Origin of the sequence: Pseudoalteromonas sp. M8, assembly GCF_018141365.1 — a bacterium.
In the GTDB taxonomy this organism is placed as follows: domain Bacteria; phylum Pseudomonadota; class Gammaproteobacteria; order Enterobacterales; family Alteromonadaceae; genus Pseudoalteromonas.
On record NZ_CP047239.1, the window covers coordinates 1,059,930 to 1,085,211 of the forward strand.

Here is a 25,282-nt window from a genome sequence, read left to right on the forward strand (position 1 = left end):
TTTTAAGCATTGCAAAATGTACCTATTAAACCAACCCAATTATTCGCAAGGAAACGCTAATGCGTCGCTTCATATTGCTATTTTGTGCATGTTTATCAACATTATCGTCTCTCAGCGTTAATGCTCAGTTTCCTGTCGTAGTGAAAGATGACCGCGACAAACTTGTTACTATTAACACTTCACCCAAAAAGGTCGCCGCGGTCTCAGTATTTGGTGCTGATTTACTCAGTGCTCTAGGTATGCAAGCTGTAGCGATCTCAACACTCAATCATCAGATGTCACCCTACCTCGGTGAGCAAACTAAACATATGCTAGATCTTGGTGAAATTCATGAGACGAACTTGGAAGTGTTGACTGCGCTAAAACCCGATCTCACCATCGGACTGCGTACCTACACCGAGCCATTTGAAGCCAAATTTGAGGAAATCAGTCCCTTTTTAGCTTATGACTTGGTCACCAAATCCGACTCAGATCGGGCTATAATCTCTGCGGCTAAAGCGCTGGGCAAGGAAGCAAAAGGTGCTGAATTAAACCGAGTATTTGCAGATCAGCTCAAGCATTTTGCAGCTACACCTCTAAAAGCACAATCTGTGGTGTTTTTGTGGCATTGGTCAGATGTACCTTATGCATTTTACGACCATCATTTTACCGTTGAAATGATGGCAACTCTCAAAGGTAAAAATAGCGTCGGCACCTCTCCACAGCCGGGCTTAAAAAAACTTGATTCCGCCCCGATCTCAATGGAGTCTTTGCTAAAGCTTAACCCTGATGTAATTATTTCCTTCAAAGGCGAACCTGGGCCCTTTAAATCACATCCAGTTTGGAAGCAGCTCAAAGCCGTTACCAATGGCCGCGCCTACCGAGTCGCAGACCATTACGTGATGCCCCACGGCCCAATTGCTAGAAGGCTCGTCTTACAAGAATTAGCGCATCTATTGCACCCTGACCAATTTGCCCCACCAAGCGACCTAGCTAATAAAGCACGGGCCACACCAATGCAATTTGGTCATTTATAGCAGGTAATGTAAGCACGCTATGATTAACTCAGAGAGACCTCGCTTCGCTACAACGCCCACTGGCTTATATCTAATCGGCGTATGTATGTTATTACTCAGCCTACTGCTGTCTTTAACAATCGGCGACTATCAGCTCACATTAAAAGAAGTTTGGTCAGTACTTATTAACCCATCAAAGTCACAAGCTAGTTTTGTCGTTTGGGAGCTGAGACTACCTCGTCTAACATTGGCTATCATTGCAGGTACAACACTTGGCATAGCAGGAGCCATTATTCAGGCAGTAACACAAAATGAGCTCGCATCCCCAAGCCTCGTCGGCGTTTCTTCTGGAGCCGCATTGGCTATTGTACTGGTCCTCACTTTTACCGGTTTAAGTACCTACTTCCAATTTATAGCGGGTATATTTGGCGGTGCTTTGGCGATGTCAGTCACACTATGGCTTTCTTGGAAGCAAAAACTAGAGCCTGTGAATCTTATTCTATCTGGTTTATGCGTTTCTCTGTTTTGCGCCGCCGCAACAACTTTGCTACTAATCTCGGTAAGCACTGACACTAGAGGGTTGTTTTATTGGTTGCTTGGCAGCGTTGCAAATCGCACTTGGCAACATGTCTCGTTATTAGCTCCTATCGCATTACTCGGTGTTATTTTATGTGCACTTTTAGCCCGTCCGCTCACCGTTTTACAACTCGATAGCGATGTCGTAAACAGTATTGGGGAAGTGTAAAACGCTGGCGTATTCAAACGCTCACCGTTGCCGTTGTGCTAACATCTGCCACCGTGGCTGTTACGGGCCCCATCGCTTTTGTGGGGCTGGTTGCTCCTCACTTGTGCCGCACTTTACTGCCCAAGCACTTGGCTTATGAGTACCGCTATGTCTTATTTGGCAGCGCGCTAAGCGGTGCTGTGCTTGTCAGTCTGTCCGACTTACTGGCAAATTATCAGGAGATCCCTGTGGGTATACTATGCGTGCTGTTTGGTGGACCAAGCTTAGTTTGGCTCATCCAATCTCGCTATCAGCAGGCGTCTATATGAATCGAACAATGACTATGCCCGCTTGCCGAGAAATTAAGCCTTGGCCTTTTTATGGTCTATTAACCTCACTCATCGCGCTACTTATTTGCTTATTCTTTACCGCGCTATGTATGGGGTCTGTACCACTGTCGATGCAATCTGTTTGGCAGATACTAATTACCTCAATACCACAAAATAGTGATTCGAATATCCTATGGCAGCTGCGTTTACCTCGCTCATTGTTAGCCATGTTGGTTGGGATCCATTTTGCTCTGGCAGGACTAATTTTACAGGCCGTGATCCGCAATCCTCTTGCCGACCCTAGTATATTAGGAGTCAATGGTGGCGCGAGTTTAGCTATCGTACTTTGCTTACTTGTAGTGGATTATATTCAACTTCATGCATTCGGCTTCAGTGATCTCAATTTTAACTTTGCTTGGCTTCCCGCTGTAGCATTGCTCGGTGGGGTACTAGCTACGGCTTTGGTGTTGAAACTTAGTTGGCGACAGCAGCTACAGCCTAATCAATTGGCACTTAACGGAGTGGCGATAGGCGCAATATTGAATGCTTTAGTTATGTGGGCCATTTTGGCATGGGGAGGGAATCGTACAGAAACCAGTTTGATTTGGTTGGCAGGTAGCCTGTATGGCAGGGACTTTAGCCAATTGTTTTTGCTTCTTCCTTGGACATTTGTTGGCGTGCTTGGTTGCTTCGCATTATTAAAGTATTTGTCGATACTGCAATTAGATAGCGATGCCGCACGAACTTTAGGGCTAAACGTCACTAGGTGGCGTTTAATTAGCTTATTGATTGCGGTAGCACTGGCGGCCAGTGCCACCGCAATCACGGGTCCACTCGGATTCGTTGGTTTAATTGTGCCACACTTTGCCAAAGTGCTACTTAACCGACTCGGCTTAGGTACCAGCCTCCCCCACCTGATGGTGGTCTGTATGTTAGCTGGGGCTTCATTAACGCTGGCGGCAGACATTGCAAGCCGAACGCTCATCTCTCCTTTGGAGATCCCCACAGGCACGCTAACCACCTTGATGGGCATTCCCATCTTGCTGTTATTGATCCGCCGCCAAAATTAGGATTTATCATGTTAAATGCAGATCAAATAACCTTACATTATCAACATAGGCCGGTGCTAAAAGACTTGTCGGTCTCTATTGCACGTCATCAGATCACCGCAATTGTCGGTCCAAATGGCAGTGGTAAGTCCACCTTACTTAAACTACTTGGCGGACTCATTCAACCGCAGCAAGGGACTATCTCTTTGGAGCAACAGCCGCTTCACCAATGGTCCCCTAAAACGCTAGCAAAGAAACTCGCATTACTTGGCCAAAGTCCACAAGCTCCAAGTGGTATGCTCGTTAAACAGCTTGTTGGTCATGGTCGGTTTCCCTATTTAGGAATGTTCAAGACATTATCGCAACATGATCAGGATGCCATTACTTGGGCGCTCAAAAAGACCAAACTTGACGCGTTGCAACATAAGCCGTTACAGCATTTATCTGGTGGTGAGCGCCAAAGAGCATGGTTAGCAATGGCCTTGGCACAGCAATCTGAAATTTTACTCCTAGACGAACCCACGACTTATCTAGACTTAGGTCATCAGTTTCAGCTTTTAGAATTACTTAAGCAGTTACAAATTCATGAACACAAAACCATTGTGATGGTGCTACACGATATCAATCAAGCCAGTCAATTCAGTGACCGAATTATCGCTCTTAACAATGGCTCGATAATAGCTGATGGCACACCGCAACAAGTCGTCACAGAGCAAATCATTAAACGGCTGTTCAACATTGATGTTGCAATTGTGTCTCAGTGCTATGGCCAGATAACTAAGCCGCTGTGCTTACCACTTGGAACAGAGGATCAATTTACCTCTAATTCAGCGGCACCACTGCGCAGTGTCGCAATCTAAAATCAACAACAGAAGCTAATGAAATGGAATTAGAAATTCGTGACGTATCAAAAACGTATGCAAACGGTGTTCACGCACTAAAAGATATCAATTTAACCATAAGCAAGGGCATGTTCGGCCTGCTTGGTCCCAACGGAGCTGGTAAAAGCAGTATTATGCGCACCATTGCCACCCTACAAACGCCCGACAGTGGCAAAATATATTTTGATGGGCAAGATATCTTCACAAACCCTGCTGAGTTCCGTCGTCAACTGGGCTACTTGCCTCAGGATTTTGGTGTTTATGCAAATGCATCCGCCACCGATATGCTGGACTATTTCGCTCGTTTAAAGGGTATTCACAATGCCAAGGAACGAAAAAGTCGAATTAATGAATTGTTGGAGCTGGTTAACCTCACAGAGCATTGTCATAAAGCGGTAGATACATACTCAGGTGGTATGCGCCAGCGGTTTGGTATAGCGCAAGTTTTATTGACCAACCCTAAGGTCATCATTGTTGATGAACCAACCGCGGGACTAGACCCAGCAGAGCGCAACCGCTTTTATAGTATTTTGCACCAACTCACTGACAGTGCCATCGTGATCCTCTCCACACATATTGTAGGAGACGTCACTAACCTTTGTGATGATATGGGGATCCTCAACCGAGGAACTCTACTGGCACGCGGCAAGCCCGATGAGCTCGTCGCCTCAATAGAGCACCAGATTTGGCACAAATCAGTATCAAGAAATGAGTTGAAAACACTACGAGACAATTACAAAGTGATTTCGACACGTATTGTTAAAGGCAACATCCAAGCCACTATCCAAAACGACACCGCACCCACCGCAAACTTTATTCAAAGCACTGCGGACCTAGAAGACTTTTACTTCAGCTACGTCCCTGAACTTGCGGTTTAAGGAGCATGTATGTTCACCAGTTTTTTGTTTGAGTTAAAATATCGACTACGCTCCATAGCCACTTGGGGTTGTTTAATAGCCATGATAGCCATGGGCTACCGAGAAATGTTAGGCGGTGAATGGGATACACTCATGCAAAGTGGCAGGGTTGCACGCAACTCGCCATATGCAATCTACTACTTGTTTATGTACTACACATTTTGGGCTGCCACGGTGGGTAGCGCACTGGTAGTCCCAACATTACTCAGGGATCTTAATTCTAAAACTGCAGACTATTTGTATAGTTTTGATATCAATAGCAAACACTATTTTATCGGTAAATATTTAGCGAGTTTAGCTATTGTGCTGTTAGTCATGAGCTCAGTTGTCATCGCCATGGTGACTTTACCTCTGATCTCAAGCCTCTTTGGACTCTACCCAGATAGTGATTTTATAGCAACTTCATTGCCCCATATTTTACACGCTATACTGCTTTGGGTACTCCCAGCTTGCATTGTTTATACCGCTATTCCGTTTGCGCTCACGGCACTCACTGGACGCGCTACACCAGCTTATGCAGCGATGATGATAGCCGTTGGCTCGTTTGTCATTATCACCGCTTTGTTTGGTGACGGCGCACCACAAGCCCCTTGGCTGCAAGTTGTTGATCCATTGGGTAAGGTTACAGTTGAAGGACAAATCTTTTACTGGACGGCACAGCAAAGAATGACCCAGTTTTTAAGTTTAGATGGGGCGTTACTTTACAATCGTTTGCTTTATTTAGCACTAGCATTAGCTTTGCTAGTATTTGCATGGTGGCGCTTCGATTTAACGAAATTTAGAACCAGTAACAACAAAAAAGCCTCAGCAAAACCCGTTGCAAAAGCGCAACAACACACGCACAGTTCAAGCAAACTAAATATGAACCCATTAACCTTGATAACCAATAAAGCCACAGTCTACTGGCTTAAATTCAGCGCCTACTCCGGTTATCTTCAAGCTCGCCAAATCATTACTAATAAGGCGTTTTACCTATCAATGTTGACGCTTTCGTTGATGCTGATCATCGCCGGTTTAAGCTACCGTTTGCCGGGCATGGAGGGCAGCGCAGCTATTTTGCCAAGAACGCACACGCTGCTTCCCGTGTTAATTTATCCCAGTTTGATTTTTACCATGCTTGCCGCCGCTTTTTTTATAGTTGATCAGTGCCACAAAGACCACCAGCTAAATACCGCACAGCTGGTCGCTGTGTGCCCAACGCCCGATTGGCAAGCTCCTTTGAGCCATATAATCTGCGCTGTTCTTGTTGCGTTCGTATTAATGCTAGTGCCTATTTCAGGCTTATTGGGTACACAATTTATACAAGGTTATTTTGACCCCGATTGGCAAAGTTTATTGCATTTGAGTACGCTTGTTTTGCTGCCATTAATGCTCGCTTACGTGTTTATAGCCATCATTAGTTACGGGCTATTGCAGTCTAAAGTTGCCGCACAGGTATGTGCCGTGGTGCTCTGTATTTCTCCTGCGATATTCAATGAAACTCACGCGATAGAGAACTTTATGTATTTATGGGCATGGCCATCTATTGCTCAACTCTCCGAAATTGCATCTACCGAGCAATTTATCATCAGAGATCTCAATCTTATGCTCTACTGGCTCAGTTTTTATTGTGTATTGCTAGTATTAAGTAGCTGGCTGTGGACACGAGGAGTGCTTGCACCTTTTAAAGAAAGATTAATAGCTTTACCACAAAAGGTTACACCGCGATCACTGGCTATTATGCTGTTGTCAGGCACAGTTTTTGGCTATCAAGCCTATTCAATTCATCAAGAGATGATCATTAACGGTCAATTTGAAACACAAGCCGATGGTTATGCTGTGCAAGCCGACTACGAAAACCAATACCGGCAATTCGATACACAACCGCAGCCTAAAATTCGCCACGCTGAAATTGCCATATCGCTACACCCAAATCAGCGCGCTATACAATACACGGCCAACTTAACGCTGGTTAATTCACACCAGAATGCAATCGAGCAGTTGCTACTCAACACCAACAACTATACCGCTTTTGATGAAATCTTACTTTCTGGTCAAGCGCTTTCACTGCTCGCTTTAGACAAAACGCATCATGCCTCGGTTTGGGGCTTGAGTACGCCTCTCATTCATGAGCAACAAAGTCAGCTCAGTTTTACGGCTTCAGTCAAATATCAAGGCTATAGTAATCACGCAACTGATTACATTGGCAAAGTGACAAAAAATGCCAGCTATATTGATGCAAGTTTTTGGCCCTCCATTGGGTTCGAGAAAAACAACATCATCAAAGACAACGTGTTACGAGAGAAGTTTAACCTCGACCCGCTGGCACCAGACTTTTTCAGCCAATCACAAACACTAGACTTGTACCAACACGACGACGCCGATCTGCTCACCTATAAACTAAAAATTGACGCCCCCAACAATCAAGTAGTTGTGGCGCCGGGGGATCTGCAGAAACACCAAACACAAGGACAGCGCCACAGCTATGAATTTCAAACAATGACCGCGAGTCATTGGGATCCTGTCATTGTGAGCGCCGGATACAAAATTCACCAGTCTACATGGACAAGCGCAAAAACCGGCAAAGATATTCCCATAGAACTGTTTTATCTTAACACCGATGAAGCCATTCTACATTCCATGACACAACGAGCAAAACATGCACTTGAACAAGGCGAAGCAATATTTGGAACCTACCCATACAACAGCTTAAAAATAGCAGCGTTACCTCAGGGTATGGGAGAACAAACGGTTAGCGCAAATTTAGTGCTTATCCCCGAAATGTCCGCTTGGCAACACAATTATCATGATCCATCCAGTTCCGACTGGTTAGAATACACCGTACACGATGCAGTTGCTCAGGTTTGGTGGCAGAATATCGCAATCGCAAACACCGCAGGTTACCCCATACTGTCTGAGGGAGTGCCAACTTGGTTTGCGCTGACCAAATCAAGATTGAGTAGCAAAGCAACACAACAACTATTGGCTAGCATTAAAAATGACTACTTATTAGCACGTACTAAAGAGTCCGGTGTGGAGAAAAACGCCTTAGCATTGACGCACCAACCATACGCCAAAAGTAAATCGCAGCTTGTTGTTTATGAAGTGTCACAGCTCATTGATAATGAGCAATTTAGCAATGTGATCAATGATACCCTAGCACATTATCGAGTGCAGAGTGCTTCACAGCCCATATCGGCACAACAGTTGTACCTGAAGCTGTTGCAAGCCGTAAATCAACCTAAACATGAAAAACAACTAGATATATTATTTCACCAAATGACGCTACATGACGCAAAAGTGCAAAATCTATCTCTGTAAACCCCCATTACAAACGATTAGGGCTGCCACATAAGCGCCCTAATTACTATCAGCCTTGTTCGCTACCTTTAAAAAAAACCGCACAGAGGGGTAATGGCCGTTTTCGGGTAGTGGCTTTCCTTGCTTATTCAGACAATAACGGGCAATAAAAACAGGGCCGACCAAATGGTCAACGCTGACGAGAAGTAAGCCTAAAAACCCATTTCTAGCGCAGCATAACTCAATGCCCAACTACTCTACTATTCGTTGTTACTAGGAGCTAAATTACTATGTTTCGTTATAAGCTGACGTCTGCGGCCAAATCTCTCTTCTCCACTTCTAAACTCAACTATCACATTTCGCGTACCTTGTTAGCAATGAGTTTAGGCGTTTTCTCTTCAGCAGTATTTGCTGATGATCAAGCCAAACATATCGACTTGGAACGAATTGAGGTTACTTCTGAAAAGCGTACCGTGAATATTATGGAAGTTGCTTCTAGCGTAACGGCTATTTTTGGACAAGAACTAGTCGACTCTGAAGCCTATTCAATCACAGATCTTGGACAAGCGATCCCGAGTGTTCACGTTTATAGCTGGGGTGGCCGAAGAGACAGTAATGTATTTATTCGTGGCATAGGCCCGGGTTTATTCACCGAACCCACCATAGGTTTTTACGTCGATGGCGTGAATTATAGTAGCAATAGTATTTTTGATTTGGACCTTGTGGATATAGAGCGTATTGAGGTCCTAAGGGGCCCTCAAGGCACACTATATGGGGGCAATTCTCTGGCTGGTGTTATTAATATCATCACCAAACAACCAGACGAAATGCCGGAGTTCAAAGGCGCCTTTTCTGCAGATAACTTTGGCTCAAAGCGGGTTAGATTAGGTGTGAATACCCCCTTGACTGCGGATAATCTATTTCTCGGCTTATCAGCTTCGGCATACAACACCGATGGACATCTTGAAAATACCTACTTAGATAAAGACTTTGGTGCACGCGACGATCTGAGTGCAAGAGCTAAACTTAGATGGATCGCGTCAGACAATCTTGAAGCCAATTTTGTGGTGGATTATGAACGTTTTCGTGGCGATTCGTATGCGATGGGACAACTTGAGCGTATCAAAGCCAACCCAGATCACATAGAACATGATTTTGAAGGAGTTGACGATCGCGATGCACTTGGGGCTTCGGTTACACTGGATTATAGCGGTGACAATGTAAACTTCATCTCGATCACAAGCTGGCGTGACTGGGATAACCTGAACACCGCGGATCAAGATACAGGCAATGACGCAGGATATCAGTTCCATAGTCACTCTGAGGACGACTTTGATCAGCTCTCCCATGAAATGCGTTGGAGCTCTAAAAATACTGAAGACTACCATTGGCTAGTCGGGTTCTATGCCTATCAATCAGATACCCAGAGTACGACAAGAAATGATCTAAACTTCTCCTCTATGTACCCAGGTAGTGGACCCATGATTGATCGTTCGATTATCGGGAAAGATGACCAAGCTTGGGCAGTATTTGGCCAGGTTGACTACGCAATCACTCAGGATATTACCGTCATTGCAGGTTTACGCTACCATAAAGAACAGCGAGAAGCCGATATTAACATCGACTCTCAGTCCACTGGAGTAACCTCGCAACACGGTGGCAAGGAAGAATTCAGCGAAGTTCTACCCAAATTAGCCCTCTCTTATCAAACTGCCAATAATGACCTTGTTTACGCGTCTTGGAGTAAAGGTTACCGAGCAGGAGGATTTGACACTTTATATCCCAACTTAAGCAAGCCTAGCTTTGAGCCTGAATACAGTAATAACTATGAAATCGCCTATAAAGCACTAGCGCTAGAAAACCAACTGAGCTTTTCAATCACTGCATTTTACGTTTCTTTAGACGACCAACAAGTGCAACAGATGTTAGAAAACACAACCATTATCACTGATAACGCTGGCGAAAGTACCAGCCGGGGTGTTGAATTTGAGTCGCGCTACCAGCCTCACCCGGATTGGACCATTGGCTTCTCAAGTAGTTATGTTGACGCCACTTATAGCGAGTATGAAAGTGTGAACTTTGCAACTGGTGCAATAGAAGATTATTCCGATAATCGTTTACCAAACACGCCTAAGATCAGTGCCAACCTGTCCATTAGCAATCGTACAGAACTCAACAGCGACTTCACCTTATTCACACAGTTAGAAAACATTTATATGGGCGATCACTACTTTGATGCAGGTAACCAAATGAAGCAATCTGCATATCACCTTTTAAATGCCAAAGTAGGACTTGAAAGCGAAAGCTGGTACGCGCACTTATGGGTGAAGAATGCGCTTGATGAATATTACTCAAAAGTTGAATTTAACTTTGGTTTCGGTGTCACGGCAGAAGCAGGAAACCCGAGAACCATAGGCCTCACTGTAGGTACTAATTTCTAAACCAATGACGAGTGGAAAGTGGCGCACGCACTAAGCGCCACCGTGACGTTGTATAAATAATATCAATGCGTTGATACGCTTATTAAGGGAGTTACCATGCAAGCTCAATCCGTGTTATTGCTCGGTGGTACAGGTCAAGTAGGCTTAAAAGCAGCTGAGTATTTACTTGAGCATACACAAGCCGCACTTACGTTTGCTTCACGTAGAAAAGCCTCATTACCCAGTGCAATTTCGCAACATCAAGACCGAATAAATACAGTACAACTAGATATCCAAAACACCGACGATTTAAAAACTCAGTTAAAGAATACAGATCTGGTCGTCGCCTGTGTTGGCCCCTCAGGCATTATTGGCGATCAAATAGTATTGGCCTGTAAAGAGTTAGGCGTACCAATTATTGATGCTGGTGGCTACGATCCAGTGTACGCGTCTCTCCACGAGCATGAAAAGAAGCACAGTAGTGAAGTACCGCTCATCATCAACGTCGGTTTGCTACCGGGCTTATCAGGCGTATTCCCCGCCTATCTTATTCAACAATGTAGCCGTGGAGCGGACATCAAATCCTTAGAAGTGCAATACGTTGGCCGAGACGCTTGGAGCTACAATTCGGCATGGGACATTATAAATGGGTTAGGAGACTTTGGTCACGAACGTGGCTTTTGCTACTTGGAAAACCAGCAAGTTAAACGTGAAAAGTTCTCAAAAGCTGGTACTAAAGCACACTTTCCTGCTCCCATAGGCACCGCATCTACTATGTTGATTTATGCAGAAGAAATTGTGCAACTCGCCAACGAACATGACATACAAACAGCTAAAGTCTACGGTGCTAATCTAGGACCACGCGCTATGTTTGTTTGCATGATTGCCAAGATATTCAAGATGTACAAAAACCATAAAACTATCGCTCGTGCGGCGCGATGGTTATGTAAGGCCTCAGCTAAAGATATGCGTAAGCTCGACCCAATTTACGCCGTCGATGCCCAAATTAAATGTGCTGACAACCGCGTACACCATGGCCAAATCATTCTAGAAGATACCTATCAGGCTACAGGCTTTATCATCGGCATAACGGCTAAGCAATTATTAAACAATCAAATCACCAAAACAGGTCCAATGATGCTACATGAAGCTGTTGATGCCAATCATTTTATAAAAGATCTCGAACAAGCAGGTGTCGTTGCAGGGCTTATTCTTTCTAAATCAGACAACAACACCAAACAGGAGGCTGCATGAGTAAAAATATCATCGTCTTGGGAGGTACAGGTGAGTCGGGCAGGCGCATTATCAACTTACTCAGTGAACGCCTCTCAGATTTGAAAATAAGCTGTGCGGCACGGCGAACACCAAAAGCGGGCATATTGCCAGAGCATATTAACTTTGTTCCTTTTGATATAAATGACAAAGCCAAAAGCATTGAAACACTCAAAAAGTTCGACTTAGCTGTGATTGCTTTGGGTCCAATGGATAAATTTGCCCTACAGGCGCATCAACTGTGCTTGAACGCGAATATAGATGCCCTCGACATTAATGATAGCCTACAGGCTGCAGATCAAATACACGCACTGAATACTGAGGCCCAATCAAAACAACGTTTGCTACTCACAGGTATGGGCTTCTCCCCTGGTATTTCAACACTACTGTTAACTGAGCTTGCGCATAAAAAAGCATCTGCAACGGGCTATTATCAATGTCGTTTGTATATGGGCGCAGCCTATGGTGGCGGCGAGACCAGTCCACAAGCGATTTTAGCAAGCTTTACCAATCACTTAACCTGCTGGCGAGAAGGGACTCGCAAGCAGGTTGAGACGCCTTGGCAGGACGCACAACACCAGTTTGCTTTTCCAGCATTGAAAAAGCCAGCCGACCTAATTCCATTTGCAACACCTGAAGTCGCTGGGCTTGGTTGTGAGTATGTTGCTGAAGACCTAGACATAAAGCACCTAGATAGTCGTTATCACATCCAACACCTAACGCTTGGATTTGCAAAGTTTATGAGTAAATATCGCTTAGGCGAACGTAAAAATACATTTTTCTCCAAGATGTTTTTTAACAATGGGCAAAAGCTCAAAACCAAAAAAGAGTCAGATCCCGATACTTGTTTATGGGTTTACCCAGACAATAATCCGCAATCAGGGCTAATGTTACACGGGGTTATTTCTTCTTATGAACTAACCGCCAAGATGGCATGTGTTGTGGTTGAGTGTTGGCTAAACAATGTGTTCTTTGACAGCTATGGCGTCAAAGCCGTAGAGCATTTGTCTTATAAAACGCGCCAAAAGCTACTGCAAACATTGGCTTTATATGGTGTCACGGCAAAACCTGCAAACACCCAGAACACACATCGAGCAGATCAAGAGTTTGGCTGGGTAGACAGCGTATCATCAGACATCAATAGTCTCAGAAATTTGGGGTTAAATTGGTATACAGTAACAAAGCAACATCCAAAAATGGCCAAAAGGCAACAAGAATATCTCTATAAATCAGAGATATGGCGAGCACTTAAAGAGGCCACCAGTAGGTATAGCTTTGCAAAGTTTGTAATTTCTACGCTGTTAGCATGGCGTCGAGATAATAAAGGCTTACAGCACTGGCGCGATAGACACCAAGGAGAATATACCGAAATCTGGAAGTCCATCACTAAAGATATGAGTATGTTTAGCTCAGGTTATGGCAACGCGAGGAAACTACTAGGGCAGGATAAAGCCTACCGATTATATCGTGACATGTTTCTAGAGACAGGCAAAATGGAAATGCGCTGGCTATGGCCTAATCCTGAATCCTTTAATATATTCGAAAACAAAGAGGATGTGATTTTAGAGTACTGGCTCACTTGGCTTAGAAACTACGCCAAACTTGGCCTATTTACACTAAGCGAATCACAGGCTGACTCCACAACGATTTGCATTTCTATCACCGACTGTGCGTATGCTGCTATGTTTAAAGAGCTCGGTTGCCCTGAGCTTGCAGACATGGTGAGAGAAATGGAGCAAGAAGCACTAGCCTTTTTAGCCAGTCAGAGTAATTTGAACATAACTTGGAACTTTAAAGGTGAAGGTGTTGTTGACATCACTTTGAGTAAAACGCTAACGCTCCAAGCCATGGGCTAACGGAAAAAGGCGATGAAGAATGGATTTATGTGTTGCGGGCAAAGCCCGCAGGACATACTCTCAAAAGTGATTAACCACAAACAATACTGGGAGCGAGGTTCAGTCTCGCTTCTTTAGGCAACACCCCAAACTGTTTTCTAAAAGCCACGCTAAAATGACTTACATTGCTATAACCCAGCGAGACGGCTGTTTCGGTTACATTATTGTCTTTTAATAGGTTCATTGCTTTGTGCATTCTTTCTTCTTGGAAACAACCATAAACCGTATTGTTAAATAGTACCTTAAAACCTTTTTTTAGCTTACACTGGTTTAATCCAACCACCTTAGCCACATCTGAAATGGTAGGTGGGCAACTAAGATCGGATAATAAAAAATCTCTAGCTGCAATAAGCTGCTTTTTCTCTCGAAGCGGAAGTTGGTTGCTCGTGTCAACTGATTTCAGTGCAGTGAGATGCCAATATAGATAGTCTAACGTAGCGGAATGCAGCAGCAGAGGGTTGGCTTCTTGATCTTTTATCAACTTATGAATACGGTTCGCACATGTGCTGACTTTTCTACTGGGGCCACTTTGCTTCACAAAGAATGACATACTTTTCCCTAGATCTACCCCACTGAGCTCTTCACCAGCAAGCTCATTAAGCACTTCGGGTTTTATCATGATCTCTAAGTTACTAAAATCATTACTATGGTAAGCACAAAAATTCTCCCCACCCGAAAAACCAATATTAAAGTCTCCGCACTCACATTGTAAAAGCGTATTACCGACCGTCGCTTCAAACTTCCCCGCAAGAACATTGTTAATGTGAATATATTGGTCATCGCCAGGAAATACATGTTTAGTATCTGCCGCCCCCAAATCCTGCGCTGAAGATAGGCTCACAGAAAGCCCTGGCATCAACTGCACAAAATTCTGCCCAACCACATTATCAATATGCTGCTGTTTATTCGCTGTACTTATTTCAATGTCACTACACATAGTCATTTTTAACCCCCCTTCCAATCCCCGTATCACTCAGGCATCTGTAGCTAATACTTCCTTTAGAGAAACATGTAAGTTACCGAGAACAGCCGGATGTTTCACCATATCAACAAGTCAGATAAGAATGAATTTCACTTTTAGTTATTCAGTCGTATATAGCTATCTATTACATCACCCATTATTAACCGCATCAGAACAACAAAATATTAACAAATGAAAAACGATAAAAACAAATTCTGAGTTATGTTCCCTAAGAAGTTAACACTAATAAAAATCATTCTCAATAAGAAATTCCAAAAAATACAATTTTCAACCAGAGATTTGCATAAGGAAAGAGTTAGAGCATTCCTTCTTTTACTAGAGAGTTTTAGGGATAGTTTCGCTCTCGTGTCCTGCCAAAGTCTAGGTACCAAATCTGAGGTGTTATACCAATTTCAGCTGTTGGCGCCGAAACAGGCTGCTATAAATGAGTTAGTTATCCATAGTCACGACTACCCAAACTAAAAGACTGTGTGCACCTGTATAATAAGCGGTAATTTGACTGCCAGCCTTGATAAATAACCTGAACTCGGGATAACAATATGTTTTCTAGCAGCTGTTATCCCTTTCTACTGCGTTAAATTTGTTGCAATAGGCCAGAGGTTAAATAAGTCGTGTATCTAAGCCAAGGTGGGATGCTGTGCATTGTTTTAGTAATAGCCTACTGGCATTTGAGCGACACTATCGCCTTGAGTGTTGACTACAACCATTAGTTTGTTTCAAAAGTAGTATTAGTAACACCGCGGTATTTGTCAGTTATCATTTTTAATCTTATCCAATTTATATAAATAAACTAAAAGCCCGACGCACCTAAAGTTATGCGGGTTTTTAATATTTCCTTATGAAATTTTGGCCCTTTACCATGACGCTTCTATAAGGTGTAGATTGACCATAGAGTGTTTTTAACAACAATAGGCAAGGAAAATAACGACCTTAGAACCATATGCCAATGTGAGATGATGACTTTTTCAGATACTTTTGTGATCATAGATTTCGCTGCCTGTGTCGAAGTGCCAAATCAAACCTCACTTGACCATTGATAATAATAAAAAGGGATTAAGCATCCAGAAAAATTTGCGTCATTCATCTTGATACCGTCCCATTTCCTATCGCGAACAAGCCATTAAAAGCAACGGGGAATCCCGAGGTTTTATTGACGAGACGATAGTAAACAACACTCAGGTATTCGGATACTCAATTTATGTTCGACATGGGTTTGAGTTAAATAGGCCAAAGCTTGCGTACGAACTGGTTTATGCCCTGCAAGTCGAGTGTCGTGACCAAAACACACTCAGAAGAATAAAAATCAAACAGCAAAGGTCAAAACGCCCTAGTGAAAGACGTCACGTAAAAAGTTGAACTCGCCTTTTATTATATTCACCACTCTTATCACTTACTTTATAAAGTATTACAAGGTACAATTTTTTCTCAATCTCCATTGCGACTTACAAGGAAAAGTTATGCCATTATTAGAACAGAGGTCTCTGCATCATATTGATCCACGCCTAGCTGGCGTTGAGATGCAGTTAAAAGAGGCCTATTACAATTTAGATAAAACCACATCCAGCTTTGATAGCGATCTTGACAATAAATTGAAGTCGTTTAAGCGCTATAAATGGTGGGCGGTTGGTATTGCAATCCCCTTACTATTTCTTGCGCCTTTTCTCTTAATCTCAATAATTCCTATTTGCTTTTTGTTAAAACATTCTCTTAAGTCTTTCACTAAGGGTGTGTTAACTAGAGCTTATATGATGGCGCCAATTGCTTCAGCACTTAACTTAGAATATTCAGTCGGCGGTAATTTACTTATCTGCGAGGAAGCTATCAGTGCAGGTATATTAGCCAAAGGAGGCCGAGCTGTGGCTGAAGATGGATTTAACGGCGAAGTAAATGGCATTCCCTTTTACTTTACTGAAGTGCATATACGCACGCATCACCAGAACAATGACAGCAAACGTTTGTTTAATGGTGCAGTTATAAAACTGAGTATGCCTGAACCTGTAGATACTCCAATCGTAGTGTTACAAGATGCGGGGCTTTGGAACATGCTGATAAATCGAAGTCAATCTTTAAAAGGATTACAGCGAGTTAAATTTGAACAAAAAGACTTTGAAAAAGAGTATCAAGTCTATGCTAAAGATGAAGAAACCTGCCGCGAAGTACTCACGCCAGAATATATGGCGCAATTGTCGCAAGTCAAAACGTTCTTCTCATCCAGTCACCTACCAAAAGGGTTAAAAATCCCCGAAGTAAAAGCCCAAATGTTTATAGAAGGTAGCGATATACTGATCTCTCTTGACTATGGAGCCAACCTATTTAGCCCTAAAAAGCTACAAAAAGAATACGATCCCAGCTGGGCCGAAGACATAGCCAAACAATTCTTACTGATTGAAAACCTAGCAAAAAGTCTGGTTCGCTAGCAGCAGGCTTTTTATTGTAACCACAAAAAAATCAATCACTTACCACAAGTGTAATTTAGTGTAATTTAATTTCCCAGTAACTAGGCTAATATCTATACCATCGGGTTTCTTGGGCTGCATGCAAGCCGTATAAACAGGTTCAGTTACGTTTTAAGATTTTAAGAGTCTATGAATACTCGTCGTCTTTTTACACTAACAAATTTTTAATGTTCTGAATGAACGAATCTAAATGCAGCAGAAAGATGGCTATGTCGGTCAGTATTAAATTGTAATGTTACTAATTAACGATTGGGGTTAGAGATGAAACGAGCTTTAATGACACTTGTGATAATAATAACAGGGTGCACAACGACAGGAACGAAAAACTTTCCTTCAAAAGTCTCTGATGCGGTTGCAATGCAAAAATCTGCTTTAAGCAACCCCCTTTTCAAAGAGATACTAAGAGAGCTTGAAAGCAAAAGTGCCATAGAGTGGGATAAACGGACTCCCACTAATATGGAAGAAATTTCAATTCATAGCACTCCCACTGAATGGCTATTATATAAATTTGAAAATGACGGCCCATACAGCGAAGAGGAGATTAGATTCTGGTGGAAATGGAACCCGTGGTCTTCAACAACGGCAAAAACGACGCCTAACACAAACACCACAACCCTCAATAAGTGGCGATTAGACCGAAAAACAATCGCAATTGCAAATACGCTTATTCACGAAAGAAATCATTCCTTTGGATTGATACACCCTAGAGACCAAACCCGTTCCAGCAATAAATGTGACTTCAGTTATATTTCTGGGGACTTAGCCGAGTCTATCCTAGTAAGTATGCACAACCTCGATACCTATCAATTAAGTAAGCCCATGTGTCAAGCTCTATGTACCAGTTTAAAAAACAGAAAGATGCCTCACTCTTGTGACAGTGATGATATCGACTGATTTTCATCTCAGCTTGAAAATAGTTAAAAGTTACGATTTGAGACTACTTTCATTATTGGAGGATAAGTTTTGGACAAGATAGAACGAAGAAAAATTAACTCTGAAGTATGGCACAACTAGGTAACTATGATTGCAGTTCTTTGGGCATTGAAAGAACTGCACCGAGTTGAATCAAAACAAGTAGCATTAGAGTTTGTAATTGATATTTATCAATTAAGCGTAGCTCAAATGAATAAGTACGGTATTGAAGTCATAATATCAATAAAAAACAACGGAATTAGACCCGTTGACGTAAACCTTTCTGATAACGAAGTCTTTACGTTAAGTCGATTTGGAAATTTAGAATCAGAAAACCTAAGGGAAGTAAAAAATGTTTATACAACGAAACCATACAATAAAATTACTTTTGATGCTTTAAGAGATTTAACCTCTACTTCAGTTGACCCTGAAGTTACCACAAAAATCATATACTTTACTATTGTTGATGATCCAGGTTTATATTTCGATTTTTTATCTCAGAAACACCAAAGGATGTTTTAGATATAGTAACAAAACAGGAATTGGGAGATTTAAATGAGCAGAATTAACATTCTCCGGCCTAGAGTGTACAAAAATACTTTCGTGTTGCTACAGAATAAAGTAATAAGGTCAAAGGAAAGCCTAGTAGACCATGCTTCATCAATTAATTTACAACATCGTACTGCTATCACTAGTAGATTAGCTTCCTAAAGGCAGATACGTTGCTCCAATACCTGCCTTCTATAACTAATGGAGCACGAAAGGAGAGAGCCATGACAACCATTACATTAACCACTGAACAACGCGAAATAGTTAAAGCAGAAATGGATAATAAAATAGAAATGCTATCCGATGAAGAAATTGAAGTGTTGGCTACAAAATTAAACGAAAAGATTAATATACCCTTTATTAAAGAAGGGACCGAGCAAACTATCTTCGTAAAAATTGTAAAGCTGGTTGACCGCTTATTATATCAAAACCTACCTAATGAACTTTATGGTTTGGTTAAAGATACTTCGGATGGTATCTCTGATGAAGATGCAAAGGAATTGGCATCAGTGCTTGGATCACGTATGAATGGCAAATTCGACATACCATATCTTCCAGAGTGGGTCGAACAAAAACTATTTGTGATGTTAATTGAGCTTATTGTGGATGCCATGAGGAAGAATTATAGTATTTTGGTTCAACCAGCTTAGTTTAATTAGATTGATGGCATTGGCGTTCGATTATAACGCAGTACACCCTGACTTTAAAACCTATAATTCATAGTGAGTAAAATACTGTAACGCTCACTATGAATTTTAAACACTTGCCTAAACAGGAAATTTTTATGAAATATATAGAACAGCGGAATATACAAAAACACTTATCTATTCATTATAAACTTCCTATATAAAGCAAAGCTTTTTGCGTACATGTAAAGATATTGATGGGCGCTTCTTTGCAATATTGTTGTAACAAGGAGAAAAATATATGCACCTGTAACCCAACTATTTCTTTCTCCCTGCAAACTCTACCTCAGCCATCTCGATAGCGCCGCGTTTTTGCATGGTAATAAATAAGCGTTTACCTTCCTCGCCGCCAAAAGCCACATTGGTCGGGTACTTGCCTTTCAGTTTAATTTCTTTAATTAGCTTGCCCTGAGGTGAAACTACAGCGACCACACCAGCGCCATAACGGGCGATATAAAGATTGCCTTGGTTGTCCGTGCGCATACCATCTAAGCCAAAATCGGTAAACGAGATAAATAATTGTTTGTTACTAATATTGCCTTGTTCGTCTAACTCATAGCGCCATACTTTACGCTGCACGCTTTCATTCACATAAAGTGTTTTATTGTCAGGGCTAATTTCAATGCCATTGGTGGTGCCCATATCCGTTTCTAATAGGGTTACTGCTCCGTTTGTATTTATACGCCAAAGTTTACCGCTACTGGCTTGCCAATTAGGATCGCTGGCGAAAAGAATTCCGTTGTCCATGATCGCAAGGTCATTAGGTTGATCCATGCGATTATCGTGAGCAAATACCGACACGGATTGTGACAAATCACCACCTTGTGCAAGAGCTGCTTTGGTGACTTTGAGCACGTTATGATTGACGTAATCGGCTATATACATATTTCCTTGCTTATCAAAGCGAATACCGTTACCAATAGAGCCATTTTTTAACGTCAGCAGGGTTTCCGCTCTGCCTTGCGCAGTCACTTTACCAATAGTGCCTTGCTGTTGATGGTTAACCGCATATAACACGCCAGCAGCATCCACCGCAGGTCCCTCAATACCTTGCGTGAAAACCCCATCCGTTATCCAATCTTGTGTATCTACAACCGTGTTGGCAGCTACATAACCACTGCTCTGTAGCAAAAATAAACTGAATATGACTTTTCTCATGACTTTCCTATTTACAATGAAGGTAAAGCGCTCGAACTGGATATATTCCAGTTATAACCACTTCATCCGTTAAATTTTGCAGCGCTAGCAGATGGCTATCTAGGTGCGGAGCCTGTAAAGCCCCTTTACAAACCTTAAGCACTTGCTGACTCAATTCAATAAACTGCGTCACCTTTAACGCCGTTGAGTGTGCTTCTGTAAGTTTGGGACTTTGCTGTAACAGTGTTAACGCCTCAAGCCCCGCTTGCCAACGTTGCAATATCGCGCCAATGTGCGCTAACGCAGTGTTATCACCAGCGATATAGCTTGCGACTCGCTCCTCAAGTAGCCTCACCTGCCGGCTTTCAACCGCAACATAGTCGACAAATTTATCAAGCGCTGCAAACTGGTGATACTCGTCGTTTGAGAACTTAATATGGTGACGCGTGTAATAGTGACTTGGCTCTACAAGCTCTGCAAGATGAGTGAGTAATTCAAGCGTAGCCTTGCGCTTTGGCTCATCCAAGGTTGTGCTGATAAGTCTACTAAAACCCGCTTGTTGCTGCGTTTTATGACCTAAGCCAATGACGTTATGTGCAAAATCGCTTATATGATCCAATCGCGCGTACATCTGCTTGCTATCCGTAAGCGTTTTAGCAGACCATAAACGCTCGGCAATCACAAAAAGTCGCGGCCATATTCTGATATCAAGATTATGTTCGGTGACCATTTCGCTCCAAATGGTCGCCTCACCACCTAAAATACGCCCGTCGTTTACTTGGCTTAACGGTGTTGAAACCTCGACAGGCTGTGGTTTTTCAAGCGCCTCAAGTGTGAGCGGATAACGGCTATTACCAATCATTGCCGCGCCTTGTTGCTGCGCTGTATTAAACTCAAACTGTAACGGTCCCATCCAACTATCCATGGCTGCGGTAAATTGCTGAGTCTTGCTAGTAATTGGCCTATCTGTTTGTACTAACTGATGGCGATTGTTATTAAGCTTTATAAGCACTTGTCCACCCAACACCACAAGCTCGCCTTTGACTGCGCTGCCTTTTAGGCGTGGGACCGTAAAGGCTAAGCTTAATACTCGCGGCTGAGTGAGATCCACTGTCGGTAAAACCGGATGTGGGTCGTTACGGTAATGAAATGATGAATACTGCGGCTGATCAATATAAAACCCGGTTGATAAAATGCCTTGATAACCTGCTTCTGCAATTGCATTTAGCGAATCATGACCACGCCAAGACTGCACGACAGTATCTTTAGGCAACGCCGGATGAAAAATTTCATCCCACCCCATCATCACACGTTGGTGCTTAGCGATAATCTTTTGTACACGAGTATTAAAGTAATTTTGCAGGTCATGACCGTCTTTCAACGCATGTTTTTCCATTAGCCCCTGTATTTCAGGGCTTTCCAACCAATGCTCAGGCTCTACCTCGTCACCCCCAATATGCAGGTAGCCGTCTGGAAATAGACTCGTCATCTCAGCCAGTAAATCGTCGATAAAGGCGTACACATCAGGCCTTGCGATATTTAGCAGTGGCTTAAATACTCCCCAATGGCGCTCCATCTCATAAGGTTGCGATTTAGTCATCAGCTCTGGATAAGCGACGGCAATCGCGCTTGCATGCCCCGGCATACCAAATTCAGGCACCACGCGGATCCCTAAAAGGCTTGCATACTCAATCACTTCTTTCACTTCTGATTGACGATAATACAATCCGTCTGAGGCCAGTTGAGTCAGCTTAGGAAACACCTTACTTTCCATTCGCCAGCCTTGGTCATCAGTTAAGTGCCAATGCAAAACGTTTAGCTTTGCCGCGGCCATACCATCGAGTTGGCGCTTTATTGTCGCAATTGGCATAAAGTGGCGAACACTATCAATAAGTAGCCCACGCCAAGGGAAGCGGGGACTATCGCTGATCGTTGTATAGGGGAGTATGAATTGACTCGATGTATTACTCTGAGCCAATTGTAATAGGCTAGCAAGACCGTGCTGCACGCCGAAAACGGAGGTTGCGCTAAGCACTATTCCACCCTTTTCAATATGAAGCTGGTAGTCTTCTGGCATATTCAGCTGAGGAAACTGTAACTCGGTTTCGATATTTTCTACGCGAATGGTTAAGTCCGCTTTGCCACGCTTTACTACCCGTAAAGGGATAGGTTTTCCAGTAATGCGCTCAATGTATTGCTGCATTCTGGGGAGCAGAAATGCCTGCCTCTGCGCACTAAAGCCGTGTATCGCAACCTTGATTTCGTTTTCAAATACCAGCGAGCCTTCGGTCATACTCACTTGTTGCGGCATGGGCATAAGCGACAGTGGCGTTGCTTTTGCAGTTAAAATCGGCAACAACACGGTGAATAAAAAAAGACTAAAATACATTCTCATCATTACACTATTCCTGAGTAACAAGCTTTGGCAGAAAGTCGGCGGATATCAGCGCGCCGTGATGCTGAATAGCCTCGGCGGCAACTTGGTGTGCAAAGCACGCAGCCATTTGCAAATCGCAACCTTTCAGCCAATGCGCTAAAAACCCTGCCGCAAATGCATCTCCTGCACCACAGGTATCTAAGATAAGTTGCGGCGCTATGTTTTGCGCCGCGATATAAATAGGTGAAGAATTATTAGGTGGCGCGATCACGCATGGCTGAGCACCTTGGCGAATAACTAAGAGTTGTGAGCTTTGCTTTTTATGCTCTGCGATTATTTCGTCCACATTTGCGGAGCCATACACTGCATATTCGTCCTCGTCGGTTAAAAATGCGATGTCTGCCAGCGCCATTACAGCCTGATAACTCAATTTTGGGTTATCACTACGCCAAAGGGTTTGGCGATAGTTGTTATCAAAAAATATGAGCCCACCTCGGTTTTTAAACGCAACTAACGCCTCAAATAAGTGCTTTCTCTGCGACTCACATAAGATAGCAAGGCTTATTCCAGAGAGATAAATCGCATCAATAAGCTTGTTGTGAAGTGCCTGAGTTAAGGTCTCATCACGCTTAAAATAATGCCTTACAGGGCTGTGTTCACGGGCAAAGGTAAAGCGTCGCTCTCCTTTCTCATCGAGCGTAATCCAGTACTCGCCAAGCGCGCTATGTGGTTCAAGCGAAATATAGTCTTGTCTGATGTTGGTGTTTGATAACATATCAAGCAAGTTTGTACTGGCCTTATCCGTACCAATGGCGCTGGCAAAACTGACTGCGATGTGGTTATCGTTGCTTTGTTTGAGTAACTGAGCCATGTACCAAGCCGTGTTAAAGGTATCACCGCCAAACGAGCTAGTACCGTCAGCTCTATGCTCCACCATACATTCACCAAAGCACACCAACTGTTTTATTGCGCCTTTCATGATGTCACTTCCGTTTTTTCGGACGATGCGGTAACACTGGGTTTTGTCACCACACTCGTCAATACACCAAACACCAAAGCACTGATCAGCGCAGGAATAATCGGGTTACCAAAATAAGCCAGCCAATCGTCATTCATACCAACAAGCAGGGCAGCCACTGAACCTGCCATCAAGGTGACTAAACTGCCTTGCCAAGTATAACCTTGCCAAAAGCGCCCCAATAACCCCATCACACAAAGCCCCGCTAATATAACGGAAATCATTTTGGTGATATAGCTGATAATGTCGCTCGACAGCACCGCCATAAATAATGCCAGCGATACGGTAGTCAACATGGCAATACGAGAGACCAAAAGCGGATTGTGTGGCGCAATATTTCCCTTACACCAAGTCAGATAAATATCAGCAACCAACACACTGACTCCAGCAATGGCATCGGAGCTGGCACTAGAAAGCGTTGCGGAAATACCCGCCAATAAAATAAAGCCGCCAATCAACACCGGCATCGCCGTTAACGCCAAATAGGGAAAAGCAAATGAAGGGTTGTCTAAACTCGAGTTAACTGCATAAGCACCAATACCAATCACAGCAGGAATACATGAAAACCCTAAATAAAGTAATCCCGAGATAATAAACGACGTACGAATACTGCTTATGCTTTTGGCGGAGTAGATCCGCTGCCTAAACGATGGTGTTGCCAATACGCCCACCAGCACTGCCAGCGCCATTGAAATAGCAGGCAACAAACCAATATTTTGATATGAAAAGAGCCCAGCTCCCGCTGCAACCGAAGCACGGGTTAGCGTTTGCCAACCACCGACCACCTCGACTACAAAGTAGGTCATCAACAAAAAGCCCGAAAACAAAATAACGGCCTGAATAGCATCCGTCCAGACTACCGCCGAATATCCGCCTAAGGTCACATATACCGCAAGTCCCAATCCAATAATCAGCTTTGCACTGGGCTCATCTAGCCCTGTGAGCCAAGCTAAATACATGCCCCCGCCAATCAAATGTGCACCCAGCCAGCCAACACTTGACGCGTAAATCAATATTGCTAAGAGCTTTTTAACGACTTGGTGATTACCTACATAGCTTGCTAACTCTTCACTCATTGTCGCGAAGCGCTCAGCCCTAACCGGCGCAAACAACCAAGCTAGCAATAAAATACCTAGCGCGCCACCAATGCCATAAAGCGTGCCCGCCCAACCGTGTTGATAGGCAAAGCCGACCGCTCCCATCGACGAGCCGGTGCCGACCATAGTGGCAACGGTGGTGCCTAGCGTCAGCATCAGCGGTACTTTTCGCCCAGCTAATAAATAGTCGCAATTTGACCGTTGCCACCGAGATGCTAGCCAACTCACCATTATCATGGCAGACAAATACAACAGAAAAATAAGCAAATACACTTGCTGACTATCCGTCATGCTTCTCCTCCTGTGA

Annotated in this window: 19 protein-coding genes; 14 read left to right on the forward strand and 5 right to left on the reverse strand. The window is 43.3% G+C overall.

Annotated features, from left to right (window positions below):
• Window positions 1-59: 59 nt before the first annotated feature.
• The 10 genes from GSF13_RS04295 (at window position 60) to GSF13_RS04340 (ending at window position 13,722) form a co-directional block, all read left to right on the forward strand.
• Entirely contained in the window at window positions 60-1,016 is a 957-nt protein-coding gene (locus GSF13_RS04295; RefSeq protein WP_206471749.1) for an ABC transporter substrate-binding protein, read from the forward strand.
• Window positions 1,017-1,035: 19 nt separating this feature from the next.
• Window positions 1,036-1,740 carry an iron ABC transporter permease gene (locus GSF13_RS24890; protein WP_211865319.1) on the forward strand — a complete coding sequence of 235 codons (705 nt, stop codon included), beginning with the start codon at window positions 1,036-1,038 and terminating at the stop codon, window positions 1,738-1,740.
• A gap of 35 nt (window positions 1,741-1,775) precedes the next feature.
• Window positions 1,776-2,048, forward strand: a complete 273-nt coding sequence (locus GSF13_RS24895; RefSeq protein ID WP_282961444.1) for an iron chelate uptake ABC transporter family permease subunit — start codon at window positions 1,776-1,778, stop codon at window positions 2,046-2,048.
• Window positions 2,045-3,118 (forward strand): iron ABC transporter permease, encoded by a 1,074-nt coding sequence (locus tag GSF13_RS04310; protein ID WP_206471747.1) that lies wholly within the window; start codon window positions 2,045-2,047, stop codon window positions 3,116-3,118. The genes GSF13_RS24895 and GSF13_RS04310 overlap by 4 nt, the downstream gene beginning before the upstream one ends.
• A gap of 8 nt (window positions 3,119-3,126) precedes the next feature.
• Window positions 3,127-3,957, forward strand: a complete 831-nt coding sequence (locus tag GSF13_RS04315; protein ID WP_206471746.1) for an ABC transporter ATP-binding protein — start codon at window positions 3,127-3,129, stop codon at window positions 3,955-3,957.
• Between the two features lie 23 nt (window positions 3,958-3,980).
• Window positions 3,981-4,856 (forward strand): ABC transporter ATP-binding protein, encoded by an 876-nt coding sequence (locus tag GSF13_RS04320; protein ID WP_206471745.1) that lies wholly within the window; start codon window positions 3,981-3,983, stop codon window positions 4,854-4,856.
• Window positions 4,857-4,865: 9 nt separating this feature from the next.
• Window positions 4,866-8,195 carry a hypothetical protein gene (locus tag GSF13_RS04325; RefSeq protein ID WP_206471744.1) on the forward strand — a complete coding sequence of 1,110 codons (3,330 nt, stop codon included), beginning with the start codon at window positions 4,866-4,868 and terminating at the stop codon, window positions 8,193-8,195.
• Between the two features lie 269 nt (window positions 8,196-8,464).
• The gene (locus GSF13_RS04330; protein ID WP_211865321.1) at window positions 8,465-10,615 is read left to right on the forward strand and encodes a TonB-dependent receptor; all 2,151 of its coding nucleotides are present in this window, start codon (window positions 8,465-8,467) and stop codon (window positions 10,613-10,615) included.
• Window positions 10,616-10,711: 96 nt separating this feature from the next.
• The gene (locus tag GSF13_RS04335) at window positions 10,712-11,848 is read left to right on the forward strand and encodes an NAD(P)H-binding protein (RefSeq protein ID WP_211865323.1); all 1,137 of its coding nucleotides are present in this window, start codon (window positions 10,712-10,714) and stop codon (window positions 11,846-11,848) included.
• Entirely contained in the window at window positions 11,845-13,722 is a 1,878-nt protein-coding gene (locus tag GSF13_RS04340) for a hypothetical protein (protein ID WP_206471741.1), read from the forward strand. The genes GSF13_RS04335 and GSF13_RS04340 overlap by 4 nt, the downstream gene beginning before the upstream one ends.
• A gap of 70 nt (window positions 13,723-13,792) precedes the next feature.
• Here the strand turns inward: GSF13_RS04340 and GSF13_RS04345 are convergent, their stop codons facing one another.
• On the reverse strand, window positions 13,793-14,704 hold the full coding sequence (locus GSF13_RS04345) for an AraC family transcriptional regulator (protein ID WP_206471740.1): 912 nt from the start codon (window positions 14,702-14,704) through the stop codon (window positions 13,793-13,795).
• 1,496 nt (window positions 14,705-16,200) lie between these two features.
• Between GSF13_RS04345 and GSF13_RS04350 the strand changes: the two genes are divergently transcribed.
• The 4 genes from GSF13_RS04350 to GSF13_RS04365 all read left to right on the forward strand — a co-directional run bounded on the left by GSF13_RS04350 (window position 16,201) and on the right by GSF13_RS04365 (window position 19,310).
• Window positions 16,201-17,160: a DUF3137 domain-containing protein gene (locus GSF13_RS04350; protein ID WP_211865325.1), complete on the forward strand. Its 960-nt coding sequence runs from the start codon at window positions 16,201-16,203 to the stop codon at window positions 17,158-17,160.
• A 300-nt stretch (window positions 17,161-17,460) separates the two neighbouring features.
• Window positions 17,461-18,093, forward strand: a complete 633-nt coding sequence (locus GSF13_RS04355) for a hypothetical protein (protein ID WP_174169668.1) — start codon at window positions 17,461-17,463, stop codon at window positions 18,091-18,093.
• Window positions 18,094-18,219: 126 nt separating this feature from the next.
• A complete protein-coding gene (locus tag GSF13_RS04360; protein ID WP_211865327.1) occupies window positions 18,220-18,633 on the forward strand; it encodes a hypothetical protein in 414 nt (137 codons plus the stop codon).
• Between the two features lie 251 nt (window positions 18,634-18,884).
• Window positions 18,885-19,310: a hypothetical protein gene (locus GSF13_RS04365; RefSeq protein WP_174169670.1), complete on the forward strand. Its 426-nt coding sequence runs from the start codon at window positions 18,885-18,887 to the stop codon at window positions 19,308-19,310.
• 294 nt (window positions 19,311-19,604) lie between these two features.
• Here the strand turns inward: GSF13_RS04365 and GSF13_RS04370 are convergent, their stop codons facing one another.
• From GSF13_RS04370 to GSF13_RS04385, 4 genes are read right to left on the reverse strand one after another with little or no spacing between them, the layout of a single operon-like run.
• On the reverse strand, window positions 19,605-20,504 hold the full coding sequence (locus GSF13_RS04370; RefSeq protein ID WP_174169671.1) for an SMP-30/gluconolactonase/LRE family protein: 900 nt from the start codon (window positions 20,502-20,504) through the stop codon (window positions 19,605-19,607).
• A gap of 7 nt (window positions 20,505-20,511) precedes the next feature.
• Window positions 20,512-22,881, reverse strand: coding sequence for a family 20 glycosylhydrolase (locus GSF13_RS04375; RefSeq protein WP_249122638.1), 2,370 nt, complete (start codon window positions 22,879-22,881; stop codon window positions 20,512-20,514).
• Between the two features lie 4 nt (window positions 22,882-22,885).
• A complete protein-coding gene (locus GSF13_RS04380; RefSeq protein ID WP_211865329.1) occupies window positions 22,886-23,839 on the reverse strand; it encodes a sugar kinase in 954 nt (317 codons plus the stop codon).
• Window positions 23,836-25,266: a sodium:solute symporter family protein gene (locus GSF13_RS04385; protein ID WP_211865331.1), complete on the reverse strand. Its 1,431-nt coding sequence runs from the start codon at window positions 25,264-25,266 to the stop codon at window positions 23,836-23,838. The genes GSF13_RS04380 and GSF13_RS04385 overlap by 4 nt, the downstream gene beginning before the upstream one ends.
• Window positions 25,267-25,282 lie beyond the last annotated feature (16 nt).

What these genes read in the sequence shown, in the direction of transcription:
- GSF13_RS04380 (WP_211865329.1), bottom strand. Translation starts at nt 23,839, where the DNA reads ATGAAAGGCGCAATAAAACAGTTGGTGTGCTTTGGTGAATGTATGGTG.
- GSF13_RS04330 (WP_211865321.1), top strand. Translation starts at nt 8,465, where the DNA reads ATGTTTCGTTATAAGCTGACGTCTGCGGCCAAATCTCTCTTCTCCACT.
- GSF13_RS04320 (WP_206471745.1), top strand. Translation starts at nt 3,981, where the DNA reads ATGGAATTAGAAATTCGTGACGTATCAAAAACGTATGCAAACGGTGTT.
- GSF13_RS04310 (WP_206471747.1), top strand. Translation starts at nt 2,045, where the DNA reads ATGAATCGAACAATGACTATGCCCGCTTGCCGAGAAATTAAGCCTTGG.
- GSF13_RS04295 (WP_206471749.1), top strand. Translation starts at nt 60, where the DNA reads ATGCGTCGCTTCATATTGCTATTTTGTGCATGTTTATCAACATTATCG.
- GSF13_RS04340 (WP_206471741.1), top strand. Translation starts at nt 11,845, where the DNA reads ATGAGTAAAAATATCATCGTCTTGGGAGGTACAGGTGAGTCGGGCAGG.
- GSF13_RS24890 (WP_211865319.1), top strand. Translation starts at nt 1,036, where the DNA reads ATGATTAACTCAGAGAGACCTCGCTTCGCTACAACGCCCACTGGCTTA.
- GSF13_RS04345 (WP_206471740.1), bottom strand. Translation starts at nt 14,704, where the DNA reads ATGACTATGTGTAGTGACATTGAAATAAGTACAGCGAATAAACAGCAG.
- GSF13_RS04365 (WP_174169670.1), top strand. Translation starts at nt 18,885, where the DNA reads ATGACAACCATTACATTAACCACTGAACAACGCGAAATAGTTAAAGCA.
- GSF13_RS04335 (WP_211865323.1), top strand. Translation starts at nt 10,712, where the DNA reads ATGCAAGCTCAATCCGTGTTATTGCTCGGTGGTACAGGTCAAGTAGGC.
- GSF13_RS04375 (WP_249122638.1), bottom strand. Translation starts at nt 22,881, where the DNA reads ATGATGAGAATGTATTTTAGTCTTTTTTTATTCACCGTGTTGTTGCCG.
- GSF13_RS04385 (WP_211865331.1), bottom strand. Translation starts at nt 25,266, where the DNA reads ATGACGGATAGTCAGCAAGTGTATTTGCTTATTTTTCTGTTGTATTTG.
- GSF13_RS04350 (WP_211865325.1), top strand. Translation starts at nt 16,201, where the DNA reads ATGCCATTATTAGAACAGAGGTCTCTGCATCATATTGATCCACGCCTA.
- GSF13_RS04325 (WP_206471744.1), top strand. Translation starts at nt 4,866, where the DNA reads ATGTTCACCAGTTTTTTGTTTGAGTTAAAATATCGACTACGCTCCATA.
- GSF13_RS04355 (WP_174169668.1), top strand. Translation starts at nt 17,461, where the DNA reads ATGAAACGAGCTTTAATGACACTTGTGATAATAATAACAGGGTGCACA.
- GSF13_RS04370 (WP_174169671.1), bottom strand. Translation starts at nt 20,504, where the DNA reads ATGAGAAAAGTCATATTCAGTTTATTTTTGCTACAGAGCAGTGGTTAT.
- GSF13_RS04315 (WP_206471746.1), top strand. Translation starts at nt 3,127, where the DNA reads ATGTTAAATGCAGATCAAATAACCTTACATTATCAACATAGGCCGGTG.
- GSF13_RS04360 (WP_211865327.1), top strand. Translation starts at nt 18,220, where the DNA reads ATGATTGCAGTTCTTTGGGCATTGAAAGAACTGCACCGAGTTGAATCA.